This is a genomic window from Massilia sp. S19_KUP03_FR1 (assembly GCF_036688685.1).
GTDB lineage: Bacteria > Pseudomonadota > Gammaproteobacteria > Burkholderiales > Burkholderiaceae_D > JALYUM01.
The window spans coordinates 23,525-49,660 of sequence record NZ_JAQQPS010000020.1 but is presented as its reverse complement, the minus strand read 5'-3'; the positions used below and the strand labels follow the sequence as shown (position 1 = coordinate 49,660).

Sequence of the window (26,136 nt, the reverse complement as noted above, 5' to 3'; positions counted from 1 at the left end):
GCTAGGATAAGCCATGTCTTCCGAACCCGATTGCGCGCCCGCGCTGGCTGAGTTTTTAGCGCGCCACCCACACACCCTTGTTCTTACCGGCGCAGGCCTGTCGACCGCCTCCGGCATTCCCGACTACCGCGGCCGTGACGGCGTGCGGCGCGGCCGCGAACCGATTCAGGGTCCCGAATTCCGCAAGTCCGCCGCTGTCCAGCGGCGCTACTGGGCGCGCAGCATGGTGGGCTGGTCAACCATGGCGCAGGCGCGGCCGAACCCCGGCCACGTTGCGCTGGCGGCGCTGGAGCAAGGCCAGCGCATCGGCAGCGTGCTGACGCAAAACGTCGACGGCCTGCACCAGCGCGCCGGCAGCCTGTCTGTTCTGGAACTGCACGGGAATATCCGCACCGTGCGCTGCCTGGCGTGCGCGTCGACGTTTTCGCGCGCCTTCATCCAGACCGTGATGAGCGAAGCGAATCCATCGCTGATTGCGGCCCTTGCCCAGCCTGCGCCGGATGGCGACGCCCACATCGAGCCGGACGCGCTCGACGATTTTCATGCACCGTTTTGCCTGCACTGCGGCGGCACGCTGACGCCCGACGTGATTTTCTTTGGCGATAATATCCCGGCGCCGCGCACCATCGAGGCGCTGGCGCGCATGGACCATGCCGACGCGCTGCTGGTGGTGGGGTCCTCGCTGATGGTGTATTCGGGCTTTCGCTTCGCGCGCCTGGCTGCCGCCAGCGGCAAGCCGATCGCCGCCATCAACCATGGAATCACCCGCGCGGACGACCTGATCGACCTGAAGGTGGAAGCGTCGGCAGAACTGATTTTGCCGCGCGTGGCGCAGCTGCTGCAAGAGTAGCAACTGTTATACTCTGCCTCCCTTTCACCACCGAGGCCATGCCGATGTCGTACCCGTTTGTAAGTGATCTCCTGCGCGACCTGACCGGCGTCGACATCCCGCTGCCAATGCCGATGTTCGGCCTGTTCGTCGCGCTCGCGGTCGTGGTGGCGGCGTACTGCATGAAGCGTGAACTGAAACGCATGTATGAACTGGGCCTGGTTGGTCCCGCGCGCGTGCGCGAGAAAAATGCGCAGGGTGTCGTGGTCGACAAGGCGGTGCCGCCGCAGGACGTGGTGTCCGATTTCGCGATGGTGGTGCTGTTTGCTGGCATCGTGGGCGCGCGCATCTTCCACATCCTCGAGCACAGCGAGCAGTTCATCCTCGATCCTGCATCGCTGATTTTTACGCGCTCGGGACTATCGATTTTCGGTGGCCTGATTTTCGGCACGCTGGCGGGCATCTACTGCGTGCGCCGCTGGCAGCTGCCGGTGCGCCCGCTGCTCGACGCAACCGCGCCGGCCATGATGATTGGTTACGCGGTCGGGCGCATCGGCTGCCAGGTGGCCGGTGACGGCGACTGGGGCATTGCGGCGAATATGGCCTTGAAGCCGGCCTGGCTGCCGACCTGGTTCTGGGCGCAGACCTACGACAACAATATCGTCGGCGAAGTCATCGCCCTGCCCGGCGTGTATCCGACCCCAATGTACGAAACCATGATGGCGCTGGTCTGCTTTGCGATCCTGTGGGCCTTGCGCCGCCATTCCTTCAAAATGGGCTGGCTGTTCTCGGTGTACATGCTCCTGTCGGGTGTGGAGCGCTTGCTGGTCGAGCAGATCCGGGTCAATCCGGTGCTCGATGTGATGGGCGTGATGGCGACGCAGGCGCAGATGATTGCGGTGACGCTGATCGTGCTGGGGCTTGCTGGCGCCCTGCTGCTGCGACGGCCGAGGTAAATGCAGTGCGCGGCGCACAACGGGGGATCGAGTCGCGCTCTGCGTTGGCGCTGTCACGACGCATGGTCAGGCGATGTCGTAGTCGCCGATCGTCGAGATCAGCTGCGCGCCACAGCCAGTCTTGTGTCCCGCCAGCGCAACCGGTTTCCCCTCGACGATGTAGTCGGCATCGCCTTCCACCACCTTGGTGACGCCATGTCCCGGAATTGGACAACTGCACAAGTCGTCCACGCGCACGACGGCGATGCCGTCCACCAGGTAGTCGCTGGCACCGGCGGAGATGACCTTGCCGCCGTGGGAGGTTGGATCGCCGAGTCGAATGACGTTGGGCATGGTGGTCCTTTCGTGTTGGTGGCGAGAATACGGTTTCACGCGACGCCTGTTAAGCCAGCTTATCTGCGCTGTCGCTCCCTGTCTATTGTTCCTGGCTGTCCTTCGCAGCATCGGCATGGCGGACGAATTCCCAGGCGGCTGGTTGGTTTCTGACGTCCGGCATGCCGTTGAGCCGCTCCAGCAGTGACAATTGTTGTCGGATGGTCGCCATCGGCAATATCTGGCCACGTTCAAACCAGCGCGTACTGTCGAGTGCGAGTGCGTCGACGCAACGCCACCAGCCGCTGGCGGGACAGGTCATGCCGCTCCCGGCGATCGCACCAGGCAGTAGCGCTACATCGTGCTGTGCATCGGGCACGCCGGCACCCTCATCAATTGGCACGATCGACGCTTGCCGTGGCGCTGCTGCCGATGCACTGCGTGGCGATTGGCGCCGGCTGACGAGCTTCCACGATGATGGAATCTTGCTGGTGAAGGTAGGCTGTTGACCGGTCATCCGCTGCCACGGCGTCGTCGGCATCAGCTGGATCGCCTGTGCCATCGCTTCTCCCGCGCGGTAATACTGCTGGCGCCCGCCAAGGATGGCAATGCCCTTGTCGCCGTCCGTGCATTCCCACCAGCCAGTCTGCGGACAGACTTCGTTGGCTTTCGCCCAGGTGCCCAAAGCGACTTGCGGGGGCGCGACGGCGACCGGTTTGACAGCCACAACGGGGCGCACGCGCAGCGAGGACAGCATCTTGTCCCAGAGCACCAGCGCCTGGGCGTCCGTCAGGCTGGAATCGACGGTGGTGCCGGGTTGACTGTGGCCGGTGCTCAACTCGAATGACATGAGCGGTGTGAAAACGCTGTCGGTCTTGTTATGGATGAGCTCCCACATGAACGAGTGGCCCTAGTTCCCATTGAACTCGTGGACGCGTTCAAGCACTTCTTCGCCAGGTTCGCCATTGAGCGGACGCGGGCCACGCCGGAAGGTATGAAAACGGGAGCGATTTTCGTTGATAGTTGATGATTCGGCATCGCGTTGAAGCAAGGTCCTTGGTATGGTGATACCCGCTATCATGCTGAGCGCTATCGACACATCGGGGTGACCATTCAGGCCGACGAACATGGTGGTGCGTTCGGTCTGCTCTACCATTATCGGTTCTGTGATAAAGCCTCCTTCGAAACAGAAACCCGCCTCGGTTGGAATCTCGTTTTCTTCGCGCGATCTGAACTGTGCAACCAGTTCGGCGAGTTTTTTTAGGTAACCGTCGTTGCCGAATTCTCTGGTAAGAATAAAACTGTGCTTTTGCACGCGGATCATCGCCTCGACCCGGACGCTCTCCGAGACCGGCTCAGTTGGCAGTCCACGAATCCATTCCCTGCCAAACACGTGTATTTTGCCGTGCACGCCATTTTTATCGACTTCATGCGTACTTTCCAGACTTGGCTTTCCACGTTCATTTTTCTCGCCTGAAAGCTGAGCTTCTTTCTTCTCTACGCGTGCGGCGAATTGTTCGTCCGTTTCGTCATAGGTCGAGATACTCCAGCCGGCGATCATAGCCCCCCGGTACGACACTTCGGCGTCAGCTGGTATGTCGATCAGGAAGCGCCCAACGCACATGGGTTTCATTTTGAGGTCCTTCATTTCAGCCGTCATGGTTTTCACCTGGTAGTTGAGAAAGGCCGCCTGCACCTTGCGCGTGAGCGCGACGCATGCGAGGATGAGGGAGGCAGAGATGATGAATTTGGCGAGCCATGCGCCATGTTTACGCGAGAACACTTTGTTCATTTGGCCTCCAGCGCGATTCTGGCAATCAGTTGTAAGGTCAAGGTCAGCATCGATTCATCGGTGTAACTGCCCTGGTGGTCATACCCTCTGGTGCGAAACAGTTGCCTAACGCCTTGCGCCGGTCCCATTCCCGATTGCTGCGGCACAGTGCCGTCGCCCGGGCCGTCCTGGATCGAATGCGTAAACTGGACGGTGCTGCCATTGGAAAATTTCACCGTGCGGCCACCGGTCTCGGCGGTGCGGCTGATGATCGTGCCGGAATCCAGCACCCCTTTTTCGGGCGCGGCGGCTGTCTTGACCGCGTGCCAGCGGCAACTTCCATACGACAAATGGCACGGGTCGTCGCTATAAAAGGCATAGCTGTTGGGATGGTAGTAGTCGCCGAGCACCGTTGTGTGGAAACGTTCAGCTTGAGTAACTGCTTTCTTGATCTGATTAGCGACTTCGGCCGGACCGGAGAATTTTTTCGCCGGATCTGCCAGCGCCGGATCAATCATGCGATACCAAGAGGCCGTGTCGCGGTACATATCATAGACATTGCCACTTGGCAGGCTCAAGTGAGCCTGGCGTTTTCCATCGCTAGTCTCGAACGTTGCGTGCAGCCAGGGCTTCGGATACTGGTTGTTCGGCAAGAGCTCGAGCGGCCCGGGGGCGGTAGCCATAACGGGGGTCGTGTCGTCTTCCCTGCGCCCAGCGATGTCGGCGAATTTACCGGCAACGTAGGTGCTAGCCTCGGTGCCGCAGGCGATACGCCGGTAGCACACGGGCGCACCAAGCGCGGGCATGACGCCGTGCACGATGCCCAGAATCTTGTCAGGAATGCGTTTGGCGCACGCTCGTGCGACCAGTCCACCCATCGAGTGCGTGACCAGGATGACTTGACTGCACTGCTGCTTCCTGTCGACCCAGAACTTGATGATCTCGTTGATGCGCTTTTCCAGCCGATCCGCCGACAGAGCATTTGACTGCAGCCAGTTGTAGCCCAATGCGTAGACCGGATAGTGGTACTGCGCGAATTGCTTCAATTGCACTTCAGTCAGTTTGGCCGTGACGCCTGTGTCTTTGCTCACATTCCACATCTCGCGGTCCCACATTCCCAAATTGATCCACTTTGCTTCGAGTATCGAATTCCCCCTAAACTCGCTGAATACCGAATTGAGGTGCAACTCAAGTTTTCCCAGCAGAACACCGTAGCTGCTGGCATGGATCTGGCCCCAGCCACGCTCTCTCAGTACGGCAGCATCGAACGGCACCCGTTCATCGGGCGACCGGATCAATAAACCCGTGTTGTCGACGTCGAGCGTTTTCGCATCGAGGATTTGCTGACGTTCAGGCGGAAGCCGCTTCTCCCATTTACTCGCCTCCTTGAGGCCCTCCGCACTGCCATTCGGCGGCCGCCAGGCTGCTTCTCCTGGTTTCAAAGCCTTGTTGGCAGGCTTGGTCGGATCGGTGGTGGCGCACAGGTTGCTCCCCATGATGCCCGGAACAACGATGACGGGAATCACCTTCGACGACGGAATCTTCAAAAGCGCACGGGTCTTGCAATCGACCGACGACAAGTGCGCAGTCGCACGAAAGTTGCCGTCGCAATCGGGTTGCGCGGCGGGCAAAGGACGGGTGGGTTCAGCTTGCGCGGACATGGTGACGGACCTTTCTTGATCGATGATCTGGCAAAGGGATAGTGGCGCGCACTCATGCAGGCGCGTCCTCGGGGAAAATGCAAATGTCGATCTTGCCGTAGGCCTTGCTGGTGGCCAGCGCGGTACGGCCGAGTTCATCGGTCACGCCGCGGATGATTTTGCCGTCCTCCAACGTCAATTCATAGCGCCGGCGCGGCAAGGGCTCGCCGGTCGACTGGTGCTGGAGGATCACGCGCTCGTCCGTCTCCAGCGTCGATGCAGGGAACGCGAGCGCGAGCGGCGCGCCGCCACCGCCCTTGGCAAAGATGTAGCTTGCCGCCTTGATCAGGTGCTTGCCCTTCGCCTGCGCGCTGATGGTGTCGCTGCCGTAGTCGACCTGGACACCGGTGGCAACAAGCCGAATGTCGGGCGCCGAGAGGGTGATGCGCACGCCGGCCGACAGCGTAATCTCGCCGCTGGCGCTCAGTTTGATGTCGCCGTGCTGCGCTTCGCTGCGCAGGTCGCCGGTGGCGGCGACGAACTTCATGCCGTCCTGGTGGGCAAACATGCTGACCCCGCGCGCAGCGCGCAGGGCCAGCGCGCCGCCGGTGGCGATGTCAGTATTGCCGGCGCTGATGAGGTCGATCTTCGATACGGCCCCCAACGCCAGGTTGGCCTCGCTGGCCACGACGATGCCGGCTGGCGCTGCAGCAGCAAGGATGGGCGCGCCGCCTGCCGTGCCAGTGGCGGTCCATTCGCGCAGCTTGTCGAGCAACTGCGGCAGTTCCGTGCCGCTGGCGGCGTCCTTTGCGTGCAGGCTGGCGAATTTGGCCAGCTGTTCCGCGACGCTCTGCAACACGTCGGCCACGCCCACCAGCCCTTCCCGGTCAAGCTGACCACCGGCCGCTCCAAGGCTGGGCGCCGCGCTGAGCAGCACGCCCCTGGCACCGCGCACGGCAACAGCAGCGTCGCTGCGCAGTTCAGCCCCTTCACCACGGGGCGCGCCATGGCCATCTTGCAGCGGCTGGACCAGGTAGCCCAGGTTCAGCTGGGACGCCGCATGGTCACTCGCCAGCTGCGCGTTGATCTTGCCGGTGGTGTCGTCAAAACGCAGCTGATTGCCCCGGCTCCCCTTGATTTCCAGGGTTCTGATACCCGACAAATATTTATTGCCCGGCAAAGCGCCCGCGCCCAGGTAAGGCGGCCGGGCCAGCATGTTGTATAGCTGGCCGATGATGATCGGCTTGTCAGGGTCGCCGCCCAGAAAACCGATCAGCACTTCGGTACCGGGGCGCGGCAGCGCCAGGGCGCCAAAATGCATGCCGCTGCCCGTGCCGGCCCAGCTGGTGGCCACGCGTACCCAGGCCGAGTCGCGATCGGTTCCCGAGGCGCCGGCGCCCTCGGCGTGCGCATGGTCGGCAGCCCGCATGGCGGTAAATTGCACCTTGACGCGGCCCTGGGCGTCGCAGTGGACGGCTTCGCCCGGCGCGCCGACGACGACGGCGCTTTGCAATTGCGCCTGCGGCACGTCGACGCGCGCGTCCCAGGCCGGCACGAAGGCAATGTCGCGCCGCACGCACGTGAGGCGGCACTGGAAGCGGAACTGGCCCGAATCGAACCAGTTCTCGGCGGCCAGCGGCAAGTCGGCGGCATCGGTCTGCCAGCGGTTGCGCGCAAACAGGCGCGCGACGCGGGCGTCGAAGTCCTTGGGCAAGTTGTTCTGCGCGGTGATGTGCGAGGACAGCACGACGAACTGGCGCTCGCAATCAGTATGGCGATCGATCTCGGGATGGCCGGTCAAACTAAAATATTCGCCGGCGGTGCAATCGCGTACGCCGCCCTCGGCGTGGAAGCACTTGGCCTCGAAATCCGAGCGGTCCAGCGCCTGGCGGGCCAGCGCCTCGAGGTCCTCGTAGGTGTCGCGCACATGCGGCGCCTCGGTGAGATACTGGTCCAGCGTGGCGGCCAGCTTGTTTCCCTTGACGCCCTGGTGGTCGGCGCTGGCGACACTGGCGCTCATGAAGTCGGTGCCGCGCGGGTTGGCGTAATCCCAGCTGTGGCGGGTCACCCGGCCCGGGCGCAAGGTGCGCACCGCGCCGAAGGCGGTGATCGCGTCGCGCTCTTCGGTGGCGCTGTCGCGATGAAAACGGATGGTGCCGGCGCTGCTTGGCTTGAGCCGCCTGGCGTCCTGGAACAGCACCATGGTGTGCGCTGGAGCCAAGGGCGCGCCACCGGTCGCATCGGTTGCGCGCGCATCCCCGGCGCGGCCCGGCCGGAAAAACCAAGAGACGCCGCAGCGCCGGAGCAGGCGGCGCAGGAAGGCGCCCGTGCCCTCGTTGTACTGGACGATCTGGCTGCGCACCGGAAAATCGCGCAGGCTCAGCGCCGTCTCGACCTCGAATTCGAACATCGCGGCCAGGCCCGGATTGGCGCGGCGCGCCTCGCTGAGCACAGTTTTGACAACATCGAGCTCGCTTTGGTCGCGGAATATGCGTGTCCCGACATCGAGGTCGAGGATGGCCAGCGCATCGCGCATCACCAGCTGGTAGCTGGCCAGGCCGCCGTCGCTTTCGCCGGCGCTCGCTTCGGCGACGATGCCGCAGATGCTGCGCAGTTGCCCCTGATCGGTCACGATTTGCACTTCCACGGGCAGCCCGATCAGCGTTTTAAGGGGCAGTTGCGCGTCCAGCGCCAGGCAGTAGATGCGCATCTCAATGCCGTCACAGATCGCCTCAACGCCTTCGATCCGCTGGGGCAGCAGAACGTCGCTGGCCACACCATCCGGAAAACCCAACTGCATGCGCAGCGGCCGGTTGCTGGCGGTGAGGATGTTACCGAGTTGGTCGGCGCCGTCGAAATCGTTGTCATAGTCCACGGGGTAGCTCCATCCTGGTTACAGTCAAAAGGAAATCAGGTAGCGGGTGTCGGCATGGTCTGTCGCTTGCGGTGCGCTGAGCACAAGCGAGGCGCAACCCAGCCGGGTAAGGTTGTCCAGGGCGGCCGGGCGAACGTCGGCCGCCCGTAAAATGGGGCGCACCTCGAATGCGACGGCAGGCAGGGCGAACAGAGCCAGCAGTTCCCTGAGCGCCGTGCCGGCGCTGCCGCCAGCCAGAAAACGGTCGAAGTCGACGTGGCTGAGCGGGCCCACCCAAAGGCGCACCAGGGCGTCGCGGCGCCAGTAGCGGTCGCCGAGCATATTGCCAAAGCCAAGCAGATTGTTTTGCACACCGAGGGCAGTGCAATTGTCCTGGCCAATATTGGCCCAGCAACCGACCAGCGGCTCGCAGCGAACGGGCACGCGAAAAAAGTCGGTCAGCACGCCGGCGATCACGTCAGACTGTACGGGACGATGGCGAATCAAGGCAGCGTAGTGGGCTACGGCTTCGGCGGGGATGCCGGTGGTGGCCAGGCCCGCTGGCGCAGGCTGCGGACGGCGGGGCCTGCCCGCCAGAGCCAGTTGGGCCTCCAGAAACCGGTCGCGGCCGTCAGCGTCGGCGCCGGATTCGATATGGCAGGCGGCCCAGGCCCGGTAGAACAAGACCATCATGCGGTGCGAAAAGGTGTCGAAGAAGGCGCGCCCGGCGTGGTTTTTGTCGAAGGCAACTTGCGCGGCGATCGTGGCGGTGTAGTCGTAGGGCAGCACGCCATTCACGCCCAGAAAACCCATGAAGGCGGGCGTGAGGCGGATATGGCGCAGCCGGCCCATGGCCGGTGCAAGCGGCCCGCCTGGTGTCGTCGGCGTTGCAGGGGCGTCGGCGTCGATGGCGAGCGCCTCGATCTGGCTGGGCGGAAAACCCAGCGCGACGCTGTTTTTACAACGCAGTACCGCTTCGAGCTTCTTGCCGTGCGAAGCCGCGTCGCGCCCCAGCCATAGATCGATCAGGCGCACGGCCTGAAAAAAATGAAAGCGGAATGGTTGCTTGATCAACCGGTCGATCAGACCAGCTTGCGTGCGCCGCTGCGTGGATGGCATCGGATCAGCTCCTTTCCGCTTGTTTGCGAATAAACCGTCAACTGCGTGAAGCTCTGGCAGTGCACGTAGAGGCCAAAAAAACGGTCGAGCACCGAGACGAACAAGTCGATGCCGGTGCCGGCGAAGGCATCCTCATCGAGCGTGACGCGCACCGCCACCCCATGCATCAGGCTGCTGTGACCGTCGTCGTGCAGCCAGAGGCTCGTCGCGCGCTGTTCAAGGGCGACGATGCCGGCGATCTGCCGCTGCGAAACCGACGACTGTGGCAAGTCGTACAGCATCAGCGTTTCTTGCAGAAGATGCAGGCCGTCGGCAGAGAGCGAACAATGACTGAGCGACAGGTGCGCAATCAGGCGCCAGTGGTCGTGCGCACTGAAACGGTATTGGGGCGTCGGGCGGCGCAGGAAACGCAGTGGATAACCGTCGGTCGCCTGCTCGAGCTTGAGGTCACCGCCCGCGGCGCCGTAGCTGAGGCGCCTGGGCAGATCGCGGTTGGTGCAGGTAAGCTCGATCGACACGCTGGCATCGAGGACGGCCAGTGGATCGAGGTCCAGGTCGACCAGCGCGATGCGCATGGCGTGACCGGGGTGGCACAGCGCCGCCAGCTCGTCGCGGCGGACCACGTAGTAGCGGCCGTGGCGCCCGCCAGCCTCGCCATGGCGCAGCGAGTAATAGGGGCGGAATTCTGTCAAGGTCTGGCCGTGGCGCGATTTCTGCACCGTGGTCACCTTGTCGACACTATAAATGTCGCAGGCGTCGGCGTAGTTGCCGTCGGCGATCAATGCATAATCAGGCGTCATGTGCGTCAGTTCGATCGGGCAGGCCGGGTGCCTGAACAGGTTCACCACCGGTGTGCAGCAGAGTATAAAATTCTCGCTCGAGAGCTGGCTCAGGGCGCGTCCAATGTGCGCATCGCCGGCCACGCCAGCCAGCCCCAAGTGGAGGGTCAGGCGCCGGCACGTGGCCGGCAGGTGGGGCGCCAGCGCCGGCCAGTCAATGTCGAAAAAATTGAATTTCTCCGGATTGACAAAGTACTCGGTCAGCAACAGGTAGGCAGGGTGCGACAAGTTACTGGTTGGCAGCACCGCCTCGTGCGGGTCGAATCCCACCGCTTTGAGCGGCACGGCGTCCAATGCGAGACAGGCGCCGTCGACTTCCAGCCAGGCCACCCTGGCGTGCATGAACAGCACGTCGCGCGTGGTCGCGCACAGCGATGGTTCGGCATCGATGAAAACGCGCAGTCTGTCCAGCTGCACTTGCCCCAGGCCCAGGTTGGCAGCCTTCGATTCGATGTCGATGGAAAGCATGGTGGTGACAGCGGCCGGTCGCGGTATGGTCGGCGGCAAGTTGACGTGCGCTTGAAACGTCACCCTTGCCACGACGAAGGGTGTAAGTTGCACGTCGTACACGGTGCGCAACCGGCACGCGGGCGCGTCGGCAGAACGGGCCACCAGCGTGGCGCCACGGGCAATCAGCCCGGGCGCCGTCATCCTCGCGAGACCGGCGCTCAGGTCGACCCGCACGATGGCGGTCGACGGGAACGGCTGCAAATAGTGGGGGTAATTGATCTGTAGTAGTGCTTCGGTGACCTTCTGATCATTGTCCTCGATCAGCTTGGCGATGCGGGCGTTCGACAGTGCCGTGGCCTGGATAAAACGCTCGATATGGGGATCGTCCCCTTGCCCGCCTTCCATGCCCAGCTGACCGGCCTGGGCGGGAAACTCGGCGGCGAACTCGGCATTGAAGGCCTGCATGGTGGCCAGTTCGCGCTCGTAATAATGGCGGATCGCTTTCAGGAATTTTTTCATCGGGCACTCGAGTGATCAGCGAATGGCGTACTGCAGACTCGACGGCTCGAGCATGATGTCGAACTGCACGCGGTCATCAATGGCCAGCGCGCGCAGCTGGCCGGAGATGGCAAAACTGAGCCGGTTCACCCTGCCGGTTTCTTCCACCAGGCGGGCCCGCACCTGCGCCAGGCGCGGTTCGTGGCGAACGATGGCCGCGGTCAGCAGGTCGCAAATTTTCTTGCGGTCGGTACTACTGGTGAGACACAGCTGGGCGAAATCGGCCAGGCCGAAATTGACGATGGATTCTCTGCAGGCGGGGTAGGTCGCCAACTCTTCCGGAGAAATCGCAACGCGGGTGTTGAGCAGAGATTCAAGGTCGCGCGCGATGGCGCGCTTGTACTGCGGCAGGGTCAGTTGAAGCGGCCGCCGCCCGGCGGCAGATGCGGGGACTGGCGCGATCAGGCGGTCCCACACGCTGGAAGTAAACATGGCCATCGTCAAGCGCTCCCATTTCGTCTCGCGGTTGGTTGCGGGGCATGCGGCATGCATCGAGATGCCGCAGCCTACCGGCGTTTTTCCGATTGGAAATTATTGCGCCGGCGCGCATGACGAGTCTGCGGAAGAGCAAACACCTGCCGGGTTGAAACGCATTTGATGGAAGCGTGTACGATTTACGCCACGCAGAAGTGCAAGCAGCACACGGGGGCGCGTGCGCGTTCGATGCGCTATTGATTAGATGAATTTTTGCTGTCGACGTCGCGCATGGCCGACTGGGGATGCGCCCGGCGCCTGGACGTGGATCAATACCGCGGTGTCGCGACAGGGCCTCGACGGCGCCGGAGCAGAAGATGCAATTCGTGGAACGTTTGATGCGCCCAACGTCGCGGCAGAATAGCGGGACGCCGGGCGGCGATGGCGCTCAATGCGATTCGACGATCCGCATCGAGTAATCGGTGGCCCGAATATCCTTCGTCAAACTGCCGACGGAGATGCGGTCGACACCCGTCTCCGCAATGTCGCGCACGGTATCGAGATTGATGCCGCCCGACGCTTCCAGCAGCGCCCTGCCCGCGTTCAAGGCCACGGCAGCGCGCAGCCGCGCCAGATCAAAATTATCCAGCAATACCGAGCTCGCCCCGGCAGCCAGCGCTTCGGCCAGCTGGTCGAGCGTTTCAACTTCCACCTGGATCGGCACGCCCGCATCGAGCGCCGAAGCAGCTGTTAATGCTGCCGTCACGCCACCGGCCGCCGCGATATGGTTTTCCTTGATCAGGATGCCGTCGTACAGCGCCATGCGCTGGTTCTGGCCACCACCGACGCGCACTGCGTACTTCTGCGCCTGGCGCAGGCCCGGCAGGGTTTTGCGGGTGTCGAGGATGGCGGCATTGGTACCGGCCACCACGTCGACATAGCGGCGCGTGGCGGTTGCCACGGCCGACAACAGCTGCATGAAATTGAGCGCGGCACGCTCGCCGGTCAGCAGCGAGCGCGGAAAACCTTGCATTGTGCAGACCACGCTGCCGGCGCTCATCAACTCGCCTTCGCCGTACATCCAGTTGATGTCGGTATTCGGATCGATGGCCGTCATGATGCCTTCGAACCACGGCGCACCGCACAGCACCGCCTGCTCGCGCACGATCACTTGCGCGTGCACGCGCTCTTCATCCGGCACCAGCTGCGCCGTGTGGTCGCCGCCGCCGACGTCTTCCATCAGCGCGGCCAGCAGATTGGTTTCGAAGGCGGTTTGCAGTCGGGTGTCGAAGACGGCGAAGGGGTTTCTCAAATTACTCATGCAGGACCAATTCCGGTAAACAGTTTAGCTTCTTGTTCCAGCGCGCCGGTCGGCAGCGCTTTGGCTTTTTTGGCGGCAGCGAAATCGAGCATGCGGTCGATCGCGCGCACGGCCTCTTTGCCGGTCACCGGGTCGACCTGGATTTCATTCGACAGATTTTCCAGCACCGCGGCCAGGTTTTCCAGGCCGTTCATCGCCATCCACGGGCAGTGCGCACAGCTTTTACAGGTGGCGCTATTGCCAGCGGTGGGCGCAGCGATGAAATGCTTGCCGGGCGCGTCCAGGCGCATTTTGTGCAGGATGCCGTTGTCGGTGGCGACGATGAAGGTGCTCGCGTCCATGTTGCGGGCGGCATCGATCAGCTGCGTCGTGGAACCGACCACGTCGGCCTGGGCCACCACGTTGCTTGGGGACTCCGGGTGCACCAGCACCTTCGCATCCGGGTATTCGGCGCGCAGCAGGTCCAGTTCAATGCCCTTGAATTCGTCGTGGACGATGCACGAGCCCTGCCACAACAGCATGTCGGCGCCGGTCTTGTTCTGGATGTAGGACCCCAGGTGGCGGTCCGGCGCCCACAGGATTTTTTTGCCCTGCGCGTGCAGGTGGGCGACGATATCGAGGCCAATCGACGAGGTTACCATCCAGTCGGCGCGCGCTTTCACGGCGGCGCTGGTGTTGGCATAGACGACCACCGTGCGGTCCGGATGCTGGTCGCAGAAGGCCGCGAATTCGTCGGCAGGACAGCCAAGATCCAAAGAGCAGGTGGCGTCCAGGTCCGGCATCAAAATGGTTTTTTCAGGACTGAGGATTTTTGCCGTCTCGCCCATGAAGCGCACGCCGGCCACGACCAGGGTCTGCGCCGCGTGGTCGCGGCCGAAGCGCGCCATCTCGAGCGAGTCGGACACGCAGCCGCCGGTTTCTTCGGCGAGAATCTGCAGGTCGGCATCGACGTAGTAATGCGCGACCAGCACGGCGCCGCGTTCCTTGAGCAGCCGCTTGATCTTTTCCTTCAGTTCGATCTTGCGTTCGGCCGATGGCACTGCAGGCGCACGCGCCCACGCCTGCGCGGTGCAGCTGGCGCCTTCGACAGGGTGGTCGTAATCGTAGATTTGTACCGGTGCTTCCATCATTGCTGGCTTCCTTATTCGATACCCTGGCTGCTCAGATACTGCTCATACGTGCCCTGGAAGTCGACGATACCGTCTTCCTTGATTTCCAGCACGCGGGTGGCCAGCGATGAGACGAACTCGCGGTCGTGCGACACGAAAATGAGCGTACCGGTGTATTTTTCCAGCGCGATGTTGAGCGACTCGATCGACTCCATGTCCATGTGGTTGGTCGGTTCGTCGAGCAGCATGACATTGTGACGGCCCAGCATCAGCTTGCCGTACATCATGCGGCCCTTCTCACCACCGGACAGCACGCGCACGGATTTTTTGACGTCGTCGCCACCGAACAGCAAACGGCCGAGGATCGAACGCACGGCCTGGTCGTCATCGCCTTCTTTGGTCCAGCGGTTGATCCAGTCGGTCAGCACCATGTCGCTGGCGAACTCTTCGGTCGGATCCTGCGGCATGTAGCCGACGTTGGCGTTTTCCGCCCATTTCACGCGGCCGGTATCGGGCTGCAGGCCGGTCAGGTCCATCCCGATCGATTTGAGCAGGGTGGTCTTGCCGGCGCCGTTGGCGCCAATGATGGCCACGCGTTCGCCTGCTTCGACCATGATGCTGAAATTCTTGAACAGCTGGACATCGTATTTCTTCGAAATGCCCTCGACTTCCACCGCAAGGCGATGCAGCTTTTTCTCGGCTTCGAAGCGCACGAACGGATAAGCGCGCGACGACGGCTTGATGTCGTCGACCTTGATCTTCTCGATTTGCTTGGCGCGCGAGGTGGCCTGGCGCGCCTTCGATTTGTTGGCGGCGAAGCGGCGCACGAAGTCCTGCAGTTCCGCGACCTTTTCCTTGGCCTTGGCATTGTTCGACAGTTGCTGGTTGCGCGCCTGGGTCGAGGCGAACATGTACTCGTCGTAGTTGCCCGGGTAGACCTTCAAGGTGCCGTAGTCCATGTCGGCCACGTGGGTGCAGACCTGGTTCAAAAAGTGGCGATCGTGGGAAATGATGATCATGGTGGAGTTGCGCTCGTTGAGCACATCTTCCAGCCAGCGAATCGTGTTGATGTCGAGGTTGTTGGTCGGTTCGTCGAGCAGCAGGATGTCCGGATTCGAGAACAGTGCCTGCGCCAGCAGCACGCGCAGCTTCCAGCCTGGCGCCACCGCGCTCATCGGGCCCTGGTGCTGCTCGATCGACACGCCCGCGCCCAGCAGCAGTTCGCCGGCGCGCGCTTCGGCCGAGTAGCCATCGTATTCGGCCACTTTTGACTCGAGTTCGGCGGCGTGCATATAGTCTTCGTCGGTCGCTTCGAGGTTGGCGTAGATGGCGTCGCGCTCGGTGATGGCGTTCCACAGCTCGGTGTGGCCCATCATGACGACGTCGAGCACGCGCATGTCTTCAAACGCGAACTGGTCCTGGCGCAGTTTGCCCAGGCGCTCGTTGGTATCGAGCATGACGTTGCCGCCGGACGGTTCCAGGTCGGAGCCGAGGATCTTCATAAAGGTCGATTTGCCGCAACCATTCGCGCCGATCAGGCCATAGCGGTTGCCATCGCCGAACTTGACGGAGATATTCTCGAACAGCGGCTTGGCGCCGAATTGCATGGTGATGTTTGCGGTAGAGAGCACGGTTTCAGCCTTAAATTGCGTTGCGGATTAACCGGGCATTTTAACAGCTTGGCGTGGTATCGTCGTCTTGTGGTGGTATTTTTAGTATCGTGGTTTCGGTTGGCGGGTTATGGATCGCGGCCGGGGCCGGGACGCAGGTTCGCCAGTGGCGAGCATGACGGTTTATAAGCCAACATTCTCAAGGCCGTCACCCCGGCGAAGGTCGGGGCCCATACCACCTTACCGAAGCCACTACGCCACGCGCACCGTCGGATAATCAGAGAGCGTCAACGTAAACCGGCCATGCTCCGACACCAGATGCCCCTGCGCCCCGAACGGAATGGTCACCCGGTGCGCGATGTGCCCGAACGCCAGCCCGGTCAACACCGGCACCGGCAGCACTTCGCGCAGGTGCGCCAGCATGACCTCGAAGTCATAGCCATTGTCCGCCGGCGCCAGCCGGTAGCCGGAAAAATCGCCCAGCACGATGGCCTTCTGGCGCGCCAGCACGCCGGTCTGCATCAGCTGCAGCAGCATGCGCTCGACCCGGTACGGGTGCTCGCCGATATCCTCAAAAAACAGGATGCCGCCGTCGATAGCCGGAAAATACGGCGTGCCGACCAGCGACATGAACATGGCCAGATTGCCGCCCCAGACCGTTCCGCACAGGTCCACGGCGGGGTTGCCCGCGCCCTCGCCCGTGACCAGGTGGGTGGGGCCGGCCAGGCAGCCCCAGAAGTCGTCGAGGGTAAACGGCACCGGTTCTGGCGCACCGAAGTCGCCCGCCGCCATCGGCCCGGCATAACTGCGCGCACCGGTTTTCGCGTACAGCGCCATGTGCAGCGCCGTAATGTCGGAAAACCCGACCACGATCTTGCCGCTGTCGGCCAGCGCCCGGTAGTCGATGCGCTCGAGCAGGCGCGTGGTGCCGTACTGGCCACGCAGGGCCAGGATCACCTGCACGTCGGGGTCGGCGATGGCCGCGTGCAGCTGCCCCAGGCGGCCGTCGTCGCTGCCGCCGAAGCGCTGGTACAGCAGGCCGTGGTCATAATAATTGTGGACGATGCAGCCGCGCGCTTCCAGCATGGCGATGGCGCGTGGCAGCGCGGCGGTGTCGGACGAATAACCGCCAGGCGCCACGATGGCGACGCCGAGTACAGGAGTGATCATTGTTTGGCGAACAGGCGCGTGGTGGAGTCGGGGACCATCTTACCGTGGGCGTGGAGGTCGATCAAGGCGAGCAGGCGCTCGATGAGCTGGGCCGGCAAATCGTGACCCATGCCTTCGATCAGTTCCAGCTGCGCACCCGGCACCTTGCTGGCGACGTCGACGCCGCAGGCGCACGGCACCAGCGGATCGGCGGCGCCGTGAATCACCAGCGTCGGCAGCGCCAGTTGCGCCAGCAGCGCGCTGCGGTCGGGGGCGGCCAGAATGGCCAGCGTCTGGCGCGCCACCCCGGACGGGCAATTGCTGCGCCGCAGGGCGCGCAACACGCGCTGGCGCAGGACCGGTTCGGCGGTGGGATAGGCCGGACTGCCGATCGCCTTCCACAGCGCGACGGCATTGTCGAGTACGCTGTCCACGTTTTGCGGATCAAGCGGCCGGCGCAGCATCGCGGCGCGCACGGCGCGGGTGGGCCCCGGCAGCTTGCGCCGGCCGCTGCTCGACATGATCGAGGTCAGGCTCAGCACCCGATGACCATGGTGTGCGGCCAGCAACTGGGCCACCATGCCGCCCATTGATACGCCCACCACGTGCGCCCGCGCCACGCCCAGCGCACTGAGCACGCCAAGCGCATCGTTGGCCATGTCGTCCAGTGTGTACGGTGGGCGCAGCTTCAGGCCCAGGCGCGACTTGAGCCAGGCCAGCGCCAGATTGGGCGTGCCGGCAGCGTCGAACTTGGTGGACAGGCCGCTGTCGCGGTTGTCGAAGCGAATCACATAGAAACCCTGCTCGGCCAGGCCGTCGACCAGTTGGTCGGGCCAGGCGCTCAGTTGCATGCCGAGGCCGTGGATGAGCAGCAACGGCACGCCCCTGGCGTCGCCGGCTGTCTCGAAGGCGATGCGGATTCCGTTAGCGTTGAGGGTAGGCATGGTGCGCGAATGGGCCGGGAGGCCGTGATGGCGGCAGTGCTGCCAGCATACCATCATGCTGGCGCGCTGGTCACGCCGGCGCGTCAGGCGCGCGCTGCGGCGCGCCGTTCGGCGAAAAACGCCTTCAGCATGCTGCTCGCCGCACCGGCCAGCACGCCACCAGCCACCTCGGCGTGGTGATTCAACTGGCCGTGCGCGAACAGGTCCAGCACCGAGCCGCAGGCGCCGGTTTTCGGGTCGCTGGCCGCGTACACCACGCGCGCCAGGCGCGCATGCATCATTGCGCCCGAACACATCACGCAGGGTTCCAGCGTGACGTACAAGGTGCAGCCCGGCAAGCGGTAGTTGCCGACCCTGGCAGCGGCCGCGCGCAGGGCCACGATTTCCGCGTGCGCGGTGGGATCGTGCATGCCGATCGGCTGATTGAAGCCGGTGGCAATGACTGCACCATCGCAGACGACGACGGCGCCAACCGGCACCTCGCCGTGCTCCCACGCCAGCTGCGCTTGCTCAAGGGCAAGCGCCATATAGCGTTCGTCGGCCGACTCAGTCACCGCTGATCTCTGCCCAGCAATTCGGCGTTTCGTGCAACACAAGTTTATGCAAATGCAGGCCGGTGCCGAAGCGGTCGGTGTAGGCCGCCTTGAGGATATCGAACGCGACCTGCGCCAGGTTCTCGACCGTGGGAATGCGGTCGATGACAACGGTTTTATGGCCCGGCAGCGAGGCCAGGAATTCGCGCACCTTGTCGTCGCGTTCATACACGATGAAGGCGTGATCCCAGACGTCGACCAGGTGTTCCTTGGCCAGCGCCTTGATATCGGAAAAATCCATGATCATGCCGTTATCGGAATTGCCTTCGGCCTGGATCACGGCGCCCTGCAACGTTATTTCGAGGGTGTAGCGGTGGCCGTGCAAGTTGCGGCACTGGCTTTTGTGGTCGGGAATGCGGTGTCCTGCATCGAACTCGAGCTTGCGGGTAATCGTCAACATGCGGTCTTCAGGGAATCTGTAAAAGTTTATGGGTTTGCAGGCTCAGCTTCCATTGCGGATTGCGCCTGCAGGTGTCGATCGCCAGCTGGGTGTTGAATGCGGCCAGCGGGCCGTCCATCGGCTGGACGAAATAATTGGCGAAGTCGAGCTGCTGGTAGTCGATCAGGTCCTGCCCCGCCTGGGGAATGACCACCTTGATTTCGTCGCCCTTGTGCACCACCAGCGTGGCGCCCACCTTCGGGCTGACGCAGATCCAGTCGACCCCGCCCGGCACCGGCAAGGTGCCGTTGGTTTCGATGGCAATCATGAAGCCGACCGCATGCATCGCGTCGATCAGGGCCGCATCCAGTTGCAGCAGCGGCTCGCCGCCGGTAAAGACGACGTATTTACTGGCCGGGTAAGACGCCGGCCACAGGTTGTCGATCTCGGCGGCGAGACTGTCGGCGTCGCGGAACTTGCCGCCCCGCTCGCCGTCGGTGCCGACAAAATCGGTGTCGCAGAACTGGCAAGTGGCTGTGGCCCGGTCCTGCTCGCGCCCGGTCCACAGATTGCAGCCCGAAAACCGGCAAAACACGGCCGGACGGCCGGCATGGGCGCCCTCGCCCTGCAAGGTATAAAAAATTTCTTTGATGCTGTAAGTCACGTTCTAGCCTCTTCGTCAACCTTCCATTATACCGTGGGTGCGGCCGCAGCATCACAGCAACAACGCGGGCGCAGTTTTCTTGTTCGGGAACAAGAAGCCGGTGGTCAGCATCGTAGGGCTTGCGTTTTGCCAATTCCAGCAGGAAATGCCGCGTTAGTGTTTCTGACAGCAAACAACTTTTTACGCGGAGAGATTCCCATGCGCCTCCTCAACTACCGCCCCGTCATCCTGATGTTCATCCTGGCGGCACCGGCCGGCGCCGTGGCGGCCGCGCCGCCCGGCATCGCGCATCCGGCCAGCGTGGCTGCGGTACTGCTGTGGCTGGCCGGACTGGGCTGGGGCTTTCACGCCATGCTGCGCCACCGACTGGCGGCCGAAGACCGGCTGGCACAGCTTGAAACGGATGTCGTGTTCGAGCGCGATGCCCGCGCCGCGCAGATCAGCGCCACGCGCCAGGGCATGCAGTTGCTGGCAGACGAATGGCAGCGCCTCGAAGCCTGTCTGACCGAAGGCGATGTGCGCCACGTCACGCTGCACATGCACGCCGTGCACGCATGTATTGCGCAGTTACAACAATCCACCTAGATTCCACCGCTGGGCTTAGACATTTGTTCTAGATCAAACGTGCATTTCCTGACGCGGCGCAAAATTGATCTTGTTCCAAATCAATTTCTTGCTGACTGACACGCAGCAGGTCGCCCGCCTCTTGAGGATAATAATGACAAGCCCAAGCCGCCATATCGATGTCAAAGGCGGTCCCGACCGCGCCTTCGCCTACCAGATGATGGCGACACTCGCGGTCCCGATATTCGTACTCGACCGCAACGCCCGCGTCATCATCTGGAACCAGGCTTGCGAACGTCTCACCGGCGTCAGCGCCGACGACATGATCGGCACCAGCGAGCACTGGCGTTGTTTTTACGAAGAGCAGCGACCTACCCTGGCGGACGTGATGCTGGCCAACAGCGCAAGCGAACTGGACAAGCTGTACACCTGCCACACGGCCTGTCCGTCGAGTGCCAACCTGACCGCCGAAAGCTGGTGCGACATGCCGCGCATCGGCAAACGGCGTTACCTGGCGGCCGACGCCAGCCCCATTTTCGACGACGATGGCCGCCTGACAGCGGTGGTGGAAACCCTGCGCGACCTGACCGAGGAGAAGGAGGCCCAGGTCGCCTTGCAGCAACTGGCCACGCGCGACGGCTTGACCGGCCTGGCCAACCGGCGCTGTTTCGATGACACCCTGCACGCCGAATGGACCCGCGCCATGCGCGCCAAGCAGCCCTTGTCGCTGCTGATGGTCGACGTCGACAATTTCAAAGCCTACAACGATGCGAATGGCCATCTGGGCGGCGACGAGTGCCTGAAACGCATTGCCGAAGCCGTGGCTGCGGAAATGCGCGCGAATGACCTGGTGGCGCGCTACGGTGGCGAAGAATTCGCCGTGATCCTGCCCAACCAGTCGCTCAAGGGGGCGGCCATCGTCGCCGAACGGATCCGCTGCCGGGTGGAAGGATTGCAAGTGCCGGCGGTGGCGCCGGATGCCTACGGCCGGCACCGGCAGGCCGGTACCAGTACAGCAGAGTTGCCCTCGCGCAGGGTGACGGTCAGCATCGGCGCGGCCACCGCCCTGGTCTCGAACGAGCACAGCGCGAGCGAACTGGTCGCGATTGCCGATGCGGCCCTGTACCGCGCCAAGCACCTGGGACGCAACCGGATCAGCATGCCCACATAAACCACAAAACGCCCGTCGGAACGGGCGTTTCGAGGACTGCGGGGCACCAGATTACGCCGTCATGCGCTCCCAGCCATGACGCACGGCCGCTTTCATTTTGTCCCATGTCGAGGTGGTGCCGGCATTCCGGCTTTCCCAATCTGAACGGATGTCGGACTCGGCGTCATCCCACGAGCGGCCGCGATATTTGTCGTCGGAAGCCAGTTGCGATCCATAGCCGTAGGCCGGCGCATACTCATCGTAACTGCCGCCGGCGGTGTCGTAGTTGCTACTCCAGTGCGAGCGGAAGGCGCTGTCGTTGTCGCTCTGCTGCAGCGCATCGGCACCCAGGCTGCCGATGCCGCCGCTGGTGCGAATGCCCGTGTTGCCCAGGTCGCCTGGATCGCGCGCGAACACGCGCACGCCAGGACGCTTGATTTCGGTTGGCGCCAACCCGCTGCCGCTGTTCAGGTCGGCACGCTGCATGGAGCCTTGCTGGGTTCCATCTTGCATGCTCATGCCGCCAGTCGACGACAGGCGCTGACCGCTCTCCATCGGTTCCTGGTAGGTGCCGCCCATTGGCACCGGATCGTTCAGGTTCCCTTGCTGGAACGGGGCGCGGTCGTCGCTCTGGAACGACAGCGATTGCGACTGGCCGCCCTGCATGGAGGCGCTGTCGCGGCGCATGATCTGGTCGGCACCAAGGCCGCCGGCCACGCTGCCATATTCGGCGCCGCTGCTTTCTTCATCGATGTCGACCGGGCCGAAGCGCTCAACGATGTCGGCGGCACGCTCGACCTCAGGCTCGCTGACCGGACCGACCGTCAACACGTACTGGCCGCTGGTCACGGCGCTGGCATAGCGCTTGGCATTGACACTGTCGTCGGATCCGAAAATGTCGCTGAAAAAATTGCGGATGCTGGTGGCGAACGAATCATCGTCAGGGGTGGCCACCGGCGCGGCCGTCGTGTCGCCAATGGCGCCGGTGGTATCGCCTTGCGAGAGACGAACGTTGGTGCTGGTAAAGCTAGATGCCAGCAGTTCGTCCATGGCCTGTTGCGCGTCGTTACGGTTGTCAAAAACGGCTACGAGAGTGTGTTGCATGATCGATCTCCTGATAATGATAGTGGGGTCGCGTAGGCAAAGGGCTGACCACTGCGATGCCAATCACCATACGCCTAATAATTGACGTCGTGCACACCATTGACTTCCGTAAATATTGTCGTCGGACAGGTGCCAATGCGACAGTCGGCGCAGGCCTACATGGCCAAGCGTGCGCACGTCCGGACAGCTGCAACGCCATAATCGGCCCATCATCAACCATCAGGAGTGCAGCATGACAATCGACCAGACCAGCGCGCCGGCAGTGCCGCCGGAAACCCGTTCCGAGAATCTGTTTGCGACCGATGGCGACACCAGCGGCGACGACGGCCGCTTCGAGATCGCCGAAGAAGTCAGCCTCGACCAGCAAACCAACAGCAATCGCAAGGTCGGCCAGGTGAGCGACCTGGCAGCGGCAGAGGCGCTGGCGCAGAGCATCGAAGAGAAGACGCAGACGGGAATTTAAGCACCCATCAGCAATCCTTCGATCGTGTGCGCCTGCACGATTGGCTCCAAGCGATCGACCACGCGGTAGTGCAGATGCTGCAGCAGCGCGTGCGGCAGCGCATCTCGGCAGGCGCGCGTCAGTTGCAGGTCGTGTTTCGCGGCATTGGCGCCGTCTGGCGCATCCACCCCGACCACCAGAACCGGGCGCGACTGGCTCGACAGATTGGCCGTGCCGCGGTGCACCGTCAGGGCGGAGCGGGCCGAGAAATCCCCCATCTGCGGCATCTTGCGCTGCTTGCGTGCTTCGTAGCGCGGCCATGCCGACCGGCCAGGAAACATCGGGTCGCTGCCCGCCTGCATGGCGGCGAAATCGTCCCATTGCGTGCCGGGGGCAATTTCGAGCGGTCCCATCTGGTCGGTGACATCGACGGTGGTCAGGTTGAACGCCAGCGAATCGAGGCGGCGCCCGACCAGGGTGGCCGGCGGCGCCGCAAAATCGCGGTGCCAGGGCTGCAGCATGGCGCCGGGGCCGGGCACGTCGAAGCCGACTTCGACCACCTTGTAATGCGGGCCGAGGATGGCGCGGCACACCGCCGTGAACCATGGGTGAACCAGGATATCGGCAAAGCCCTGCAGGCGTTCGGGGTGAATCTCGACGTAGTAGCGTGCCGGCCCGCGTGCCAGCGCCCCGCCCGGCTGGCGCTGCGCTTCGTCGAACAGCACGGCAATATCGGCACCGACCTGCGCGACCCACTCGCGCGCGAACGCGCCCTTGCAGGCAATAAAACCGTCGCCGTACAGGCCACCCATGATGGTGGCAACGTCGTAGTCGGTGTGCATCGGATCTCCTTGCGCAACGCGGTCAGGCGATTCTAGCGGCTTCGCAGCGTGCCTGGAGCGCGCTTGCGCGTGTCAGCCGAGCGGCGGGTGCGCTACCAGTCCAGCGTCCCCAGCAGTGCCGCCATGCGCGGCCAGCACAGTCGGGCCACGTCGGCCCGGTTGGCCCAGCGAAAGCCGTCGGTCTCCGGAATCATCTTGCCGGTAATGTGATGCGGAAAAAAGCTGGTGCAGACCAGCGACTCGAGCGTCACCAGGTCAGGGCCGGCGTCGACGCGGTACAGGTGCAAGCGCTTGTCGCGGCGGTACTCGAAGCCGCCCAGGTCGATGAAGCGGCGGGCCGGAAACGCAGCACCGGCCTCTTCGCGCAATTCGCGCATAGCGGCCTCGAGCGTCGTTTCGCCGGGGTCCTGCATGCCTTTCGGGATGTCCCAGTGCGCGGTGTGGGTGACGTGGCAGATCAGCAGCTCGCGCGCGGGGTTGACCACCAGGGTGCCGCACGAAACGCTTTGTCTGACAGGGGATTTGGCGCGCATGCTGACAAGTTCGATTTCAAATGACCAATGTATGCCCGGTACTTCCTGGTGTCAATTGTGCGCACCGCGAAATCGATACCCAAAGTTTGTTTGAACAAAATACAATCAGGCCAATGATTGCGTGCACTAAAGCTCAGTTTACTGAGCAATAGATGGTGATTTCTCTGTTTATGCAAATAAAGTTTGACGGACTATTCCTACATTGGCCCTCAACTTTGTCCTATCCCCCACCGGCTGTGCGCGACCTAAGATGGATGAACTTCTTCCGGTTTCGGCTGGCAGACATTTCATGAACGATACAAGGAGAGCATCATGGCTGGCAACGATAAACAGGCACCGAAGCAGGGTACCAACCAGGACAAGAACCAGGACCTGAACAAGGGCAATCAGGGCAGCAATCAGGACCCGCGCCAGGGCAGCAATCAAGGCAGCAACCAGAGCGCCAACCAACCCGGTAACCAGAGCGGCAATCAGCGCGGCAGTCAGGGCGACAAACCCGCCGCCAGCAGCCAGAGCGACACCAGCGCGCGCGGTTTTGCGTCGATGGACCCTGACAAGCAGCGCGAGATTGCCGCAGAAGGTGGCCGCGCCGCGCACGCCGCCGGCACCGCGCACGAATTCACTTCGCAAGAGGCGCGCGCAGCCGGCAAGATGAGCCACAAGAACGATGGCAACGAGCAGAGCGGCATGGGCCAGGGAAACATGAGCGGCCAACCGAGTAAAAAATAGGCTGACGGCGCGGCGCCATGCGGGTATGCCGCGCCGCCGCGCTGCACAGCGTTACGCGGGCGGCTCGAACGCCACCGCCCCCACCGCACTGCCGTCTTCGGCAAACCCGTCGGCCAGCGCCAAGTGCGCCAGTCCCAACCCTGCGAGCGCATCGCACAACTCGTCCATCTCGGCACTCAGGTCGGCCGACAGGTCCACGTCCTTGTCGACGGTCGCGAACGGCGCCCCGGTACCGGCATACAAGCACACCCGCAGCACGATGGCGTCGCCGCCATCGATTGGCGCGGTGACCGCCGACACGCTCGCCGCAGCGTGCCCGGCGCCTTCCAGCGCGGCATCGATCGCGCTCAGCGTCGAGAGCATCGCCAGTTCCGCCGCGCCCTGCTCCTTGGCGCCAAAAAACAGATCCTGGTACAGAAAATCGAGTGACAAACGGTCCGGCGCGCTGGCCAGGCAACGCGCCACCAGCGGCGCCGCGCTGGCCGTCCAGGCCTGGTAGCGCGCCGCGCGCTGGGCAAAGAAATCGTCCGCGCCCGCCTCGTCCGCCGGCGGCACATAAAACGGGTCGTCCGCGCGCTTCAGCGAAAAGCCCAGCAGGAAGCGCAGTTCCATCGCATCGTCCTGCGCGGCGAAAGTGCGGCCGGTCCAGCCATGCATGCTGCGCTCGAGGGCCGGCGTGGGCGCGATCTTCTTGTCCAGCATCGACGCGGCCGCTTCGCGCAGCATGTCATGCAGGTCACCGAACGCGATACGGTCGATTTCGTCGAGATCGTAGGCGTGCCGCATCAGCACCACTTTGGCTTGCGCGCTCTCCAGCCCGGCCTGGGCAAAACTGTCGATCAGGGCGCCAAATGCGGCATCGTCCTGGAAGCCTTCGCTTTCGACCAGGCCGCCCTGGCTGCGCACGAACAGCGGCACCATGAAGGCGTCCACCTCGCGCTCGGGCGCGCCTTCCTTGCGCACCTGCAGCGTGGCCGCCGCTTCTTCGATGGCACCGCGCAGCAGGCGGCAGGCATCCGGATCGGTGAAGCGCGCCAGCTCGATGGCGCCATACAGCACTTCATCCTGCTTCTTGCGCAGCGCCTGGCGCAGCGACTTGGTCATCTCGTCGAGTGGCGCCGTCGCGCCGTTCAAGGCAGCCAGTGCCAGGTCGGCCAGCGCCTGGGCCAGCGCATCGATGTCCGGCTCGGCAACGGTGTGTGATTTGCGCGGGACGGGCGGTTTACTTTTAGGCATGGGCGGCACGGGTGATGGATTAGGT

Annotated in this window: 25 protein-coding genes and 1 pseudogene; 7 read left to right on the top strand and 19 right to left on the bottom strand. The window is 63.3% G+C overall.

The window, feature by feature from the left end; genetic code table 11:
• The first annotated feature begins 13 nt into the window (after nt 1-13).
• The gene (locus V6M87_RS20645) at nt 14-850 is read left to right on the top strand and encodes an NAD-dependent protein deacetylase (RefSeq protein WP_332878547.1); all 837 of its coding nucleotides are present in this window, start codon (nt 14-16) and stop codon (nt 848-850) included.
• Nucleotides 851-894: 44 nt separating this feature from the next.
• Nucleotides 895-1,785 (top strand): prolipoprotein diacylglyceryl transferase, encoded by an 891-nt coding sequence (locus tag V6M87_RS20640; RefSeq protein ID WP_332878546.1) that lies wholly within the window; start codon nt 895-897, stop codon nt 1,783-1,785.
• A 66-nt stretch (nt 1,786-1,851) separates the two neighbouring features.
• Here the strand turns inward: V6M87_RS20640 and V6M87_RS20635 are convergent, their stop codons facing one another.
• The 7 genes and pseudogenes from V6M87_RS20635 to tssE form a co-directional block, all read right to left on the bottom strand.
• Complete coding sequence (locus V6M87_RS20635) at nt 1,852-2,118, bottom strand: PAAR domain-containing protein (protein WP_332878545.1); 267 nt, start codon at nt 2,116-2,118, stop codon at nt 1,852-1,854.
• Between the two features lie 82 nt (nt 2,119-2,200).
• Nucleotides 2,201-3,721 (bottom strand): annotated as a pseudogene (locus tag V6M87_RS20630) (T6SS immunity protein Tli4 family protein).
• 164 nt (nt 3,722-3,885) lie between these two features.
• Nucleotides 3,886-5,529, bottom strand: coding sequence for a lipase family alpha/beta hydrolase (locus V6M87_RS20625; RefSeq protein ID WP_332878544.1), 1,644 nt, complete (start codon nt 5,527-5,529; stop codon nt 3,886-3,888).
• Between the two features lie 52 nt (nt 5,530-5,581).
• Nucleotides 5,582-8,383, bottom strand: a complete 2,802-nt coding sequence (locus V6M87_RS20620) for a type VI secretion system Vgr family protein (protein WP_332878543.1) — start codon at nt 8,381-8,383, stop codon at nt 5,582-5,584.
• 24 nt (nt 8,384-8,407) lie between these two features.
• Nucleotides 8,408-9,481 (bottom strand): type VI secretion system baseplate subunit TssG, encoded by a 1,074-nt coding sequence (gene tssG, locus V6M87_RS20615; RefSeq protein WP_332878542.1) that lies wholly within the window; start codon nt 9,479-9,481, stop codon nt 8,408-8,410.
• Nucleotides 9,445-11,289, bottom strand: coding sequence for a type VI secretion system baseplate subunit TssF (tssF, locus tag V6M87_RS20610; RefSeq protein WP_332878541.1), 1,845 nt, complete (start codon nt 11,287-11,289; stop codon nt 9,445-9,447). The genes tssG and tssF overlap by 37 nt, the downstream gene beginning before the upstream one ends.
• A gap of 15 nt (nt 11,290-11,304) precedes the next feature.
• Nucleotides 11,305-11,760 carry a type VI secretion system baseplate subunit TssE gene (gene tssE / locus V6M87_RS20605; RefSeq protein WP_332878540.1) on the bottom strand — a complete coding sequence of 152 codons (456 nt, stop codon included), beginning with the start codon at nt 11,758-11,760 and terminating at the stop codon, nt 11,305-11,307.
• On the opposite strand from tssE, the gene V6M87_RS20600 reads away from it, so the two are divergent.
• On the top strand, nt 11,759-11,926 hold the full coding sequence (locus tag V6M87_RS20600) for a hypothetical protein (protein ID WP_332878539.1): 168 nt from the start codon (nt 11,759-11,761) through the stop codon (nt 11,924-11,926). The genes tssE and V6M87_RS20600 overlap by 2 nt on opposite strands.
• Before the next feature lie 264 nt (nt 11,927-12,190).
• On the opposite strand, the gene nadC is transcribed toward V6M87_RS20600, so the two are convergent.
• The 8 genes from nadC to queE all read right to left on the bottom strand — a co-directional run bounded on the left by nadC (nt 12,191) and on the right by queE (nt 19,511).
• Complete coding sequence (gene nadC / locus V6M87_RS20595) at nt 12,191-13,063, bottom strand: carboxylating nicotinate-nucleotide diphosphorylase (RefSeq protein ID WP_332878538.1); 873 nt, start codon at nt 13,061-13,063, stop codon at nt 12,191-12,193.
• On the bottom strand, nt 13,060-14,193 hold the full coding sequence (nadA, locus tag V6M87_RS20590) for a quinolinate synthase NadA (RefSeq protein ID WP_332878537.1): 1,134 nt from the start codon (nt 14,191-14,193) through the stop codon (nt 13,060-13,062). The genes nadC and nadA overlap by 4 nt, the downstream gene beginning before the upstream one ends.
• Before the next feature lie 11 nt (nt 14,194-14,204).
• A complete protein-coding gene (locus V6M87_RS20585; RefSeq protein ID WP_332878536.1) occupies nt 14,205-15,803 on the bottom strand; it encodes an ABC-F family ATPase in 1,599 nt (532 codons plus the stop codon).
• Nucleotides 15,804-16,034: 231 nt separating this feature from the next.
• On the bottom strand, nt 16,035-16,952 hold the full coding sequence (locus V6M87_RS20580; protein ID WP_332878535.1) for an LD-carboxypeptidase: 918 nt from the start codon (nt 16,950-16,952) through the stop codon (nt 16,035-16,037).
• On the bottom strand, nt 16,949-17,875 hold the full coding sequence (locus V6M87_RS20575; RefSeq protein WP_332878534.1) for an alpha/beta fold hydrolase: 927 nt from the start codon (nt 17,873-17,875) through the stop codon (nt 16,949-16,951). The genes V6M87_RS20580 and V6M87_RS20575 overlap by 4 nt, the downstream gene beginning before the upstream one ends.
• Nucleotides 17,876-17,958: 83 nt before the next feature.
• Nucleotides 17,959-18,450: a tRNA adenosine(34) deaminase TadA gene (gene tadA, locus V6M87_RS20570; protein ID WP_442920623.1), complete on the bottom strand. Its 492-nt coding sequence runs from the start codon at nt 18,448-18,450 to the stop codon at nt 17,959-17,961.
• Entirely contained in the window at nt 18,422-18,868 is a 447-nt protein-coding gene (gene queD / locus V6M87_RS20565) for a 6-carboxytetrahydropterin synthase QueD (RefSeq protein ID WP_332878532.1), read from the bottom strand. The genes tadA and queD overlap by 29 nt, the downstream gene beginning before the upstream one ends.
• 7 nt (nt 18,869-18,875) lie before the next feature.
• Entirely contained in the window at nt 18,876-19,511 is a 636-nt protein-coding gene (gene queE, locus V6M87_RS20560) for a 7-carboxy-7-deazaguanine synthase (protein WP_332878531.1), read from the bottom strand.
• Nucleotides 19,512-19,709: 198 nt separating this feature from the next.
• Between queE and V6M87_RS20555 the strand changes: the two genes are divergently transcribed.
• Both V6M87_RS20555 and V6M87_RS20550 read left to right on the top strand, forming a co-directional pair.
• The gene (locus V6M87_RS20555) at nt 19,710-20,096 is read left to right on the top strand and encodes a hypothetical protein (RefSeq protein ID WP_332878530.1); all 387 of its coding nucleotides are present in this window, start codon (nt 19,710-19,712) and stop codon (nt 20,094-20,096) included.
• Nucleotides 20,097-20,229: 133 nt separating this feature from the next.
• Nucleotides 20,230-21,246: a sensor domain-containing diguanylate cyclase gene (locus V6M87_RS20550; protein ID WP_332878529.1), complete on the top strand. Its 1,017-nt coding sequence runs from the start codon at nt 20,230-20,232 to the stop codon at nt 21,244-21,246.
• A gap of 51 nt (nt 21,247-21,297) precedes the next feature.
• Here the strand turns inward: V6M87_RS20550 and V6M87_RS20545 are convergent, their stop codons facing one another.
• A complete protein-coding gene (locus tag V6M87_RS20545) occupies nt 21,298-22,329 on the bottom strand; it encodes a hypothetical protein (protein WP_332878528.1) in 1,032 nt (343 codons plus the stop codon).
• 232 nt (nt 22,330-22,561) lie between these two features.
• Between V6M87_RS20545 and V6M87_RS20540 the strand changes: the two genes are divergently transcribed.
• A complete protein-coding gene (locus tag V6M87_RS20540; protein ID WP_332878527.1) occupies nt 22,562-22,792 on the top strand; it encodes a hypothetical protein in 231 nt (76 codons plus the stop codon).
• On the opposite strand, the gene V6M87_RS20535 is transcribed toward V6M87_RS20540, so the two are convergent.
• Both V6M87_RS20535 and V6M87_RS20530 read right to left on the bottom strand, forming a co-directional pair.
• Nucleotides 22,789-23,613: a phytanoyl-CoA dioxygenase family protein gene (locus tag V6M87_RS20535; protein ID WP_332878526.1), complete on the bottom strand. Its 825-nt coding sequence runs from the start codon at nt 23,611-23,613 to the stop codon at nt 22,789-22,791. The two genes, V6M87_RS20540 and V6M87_RS20535, sit on opposite strands and share 4 nt — an antisense overlap.
• 92 nt (nt 23,614-23,705) lie before the next feature.
• A complete protein-coding gene (locus tag V6M87_RS20530) occupies nt 23,706-24,146 on the bottom strand; it encodes an NUDIX domain-containing protein (protein WP_332878525.1) in 441 nt (146 codons plus the stop codon).
• 312 nt (nt 24,147-24,458) lie between these two features.
• Between V6M87_RS20530 and V6M87_RS20525 the strand changes: the two genes are divergently transcribed.
• Nucleotides 24,459-24,875 (top strand): KGG domain-containing protein, encoded by a 417-nt coding sequence (locus V6M87_RS20525; protein ID WP_442920622.1) that lies wholly within the window; start codon nt 24,459-24,461, stop codon nt 24,873-24,875.
• 51 nt (nt 24,876-24,926) lie between these two features.
• Here the strand turns inward: V6M87_RS20525 and V6M87_RS20520 are convergent, their stop codons facing one another.
• Nucleotides 24,927-26,111 carry a hypothetical protein gene (locus V6M87_RS20520; RefSeq protein ID WP_332878524.1) on the bottom strand — a complete coding sequence of 395 codons (1,185 nt, stop codon included), beginning with the start codon at nt 26,109-26,111 and terminating at the stop codon, nt 24,927-24,929.
• Between the last annotated feature and the right edge of the window lie 25 nt (nt 26,112-26,136).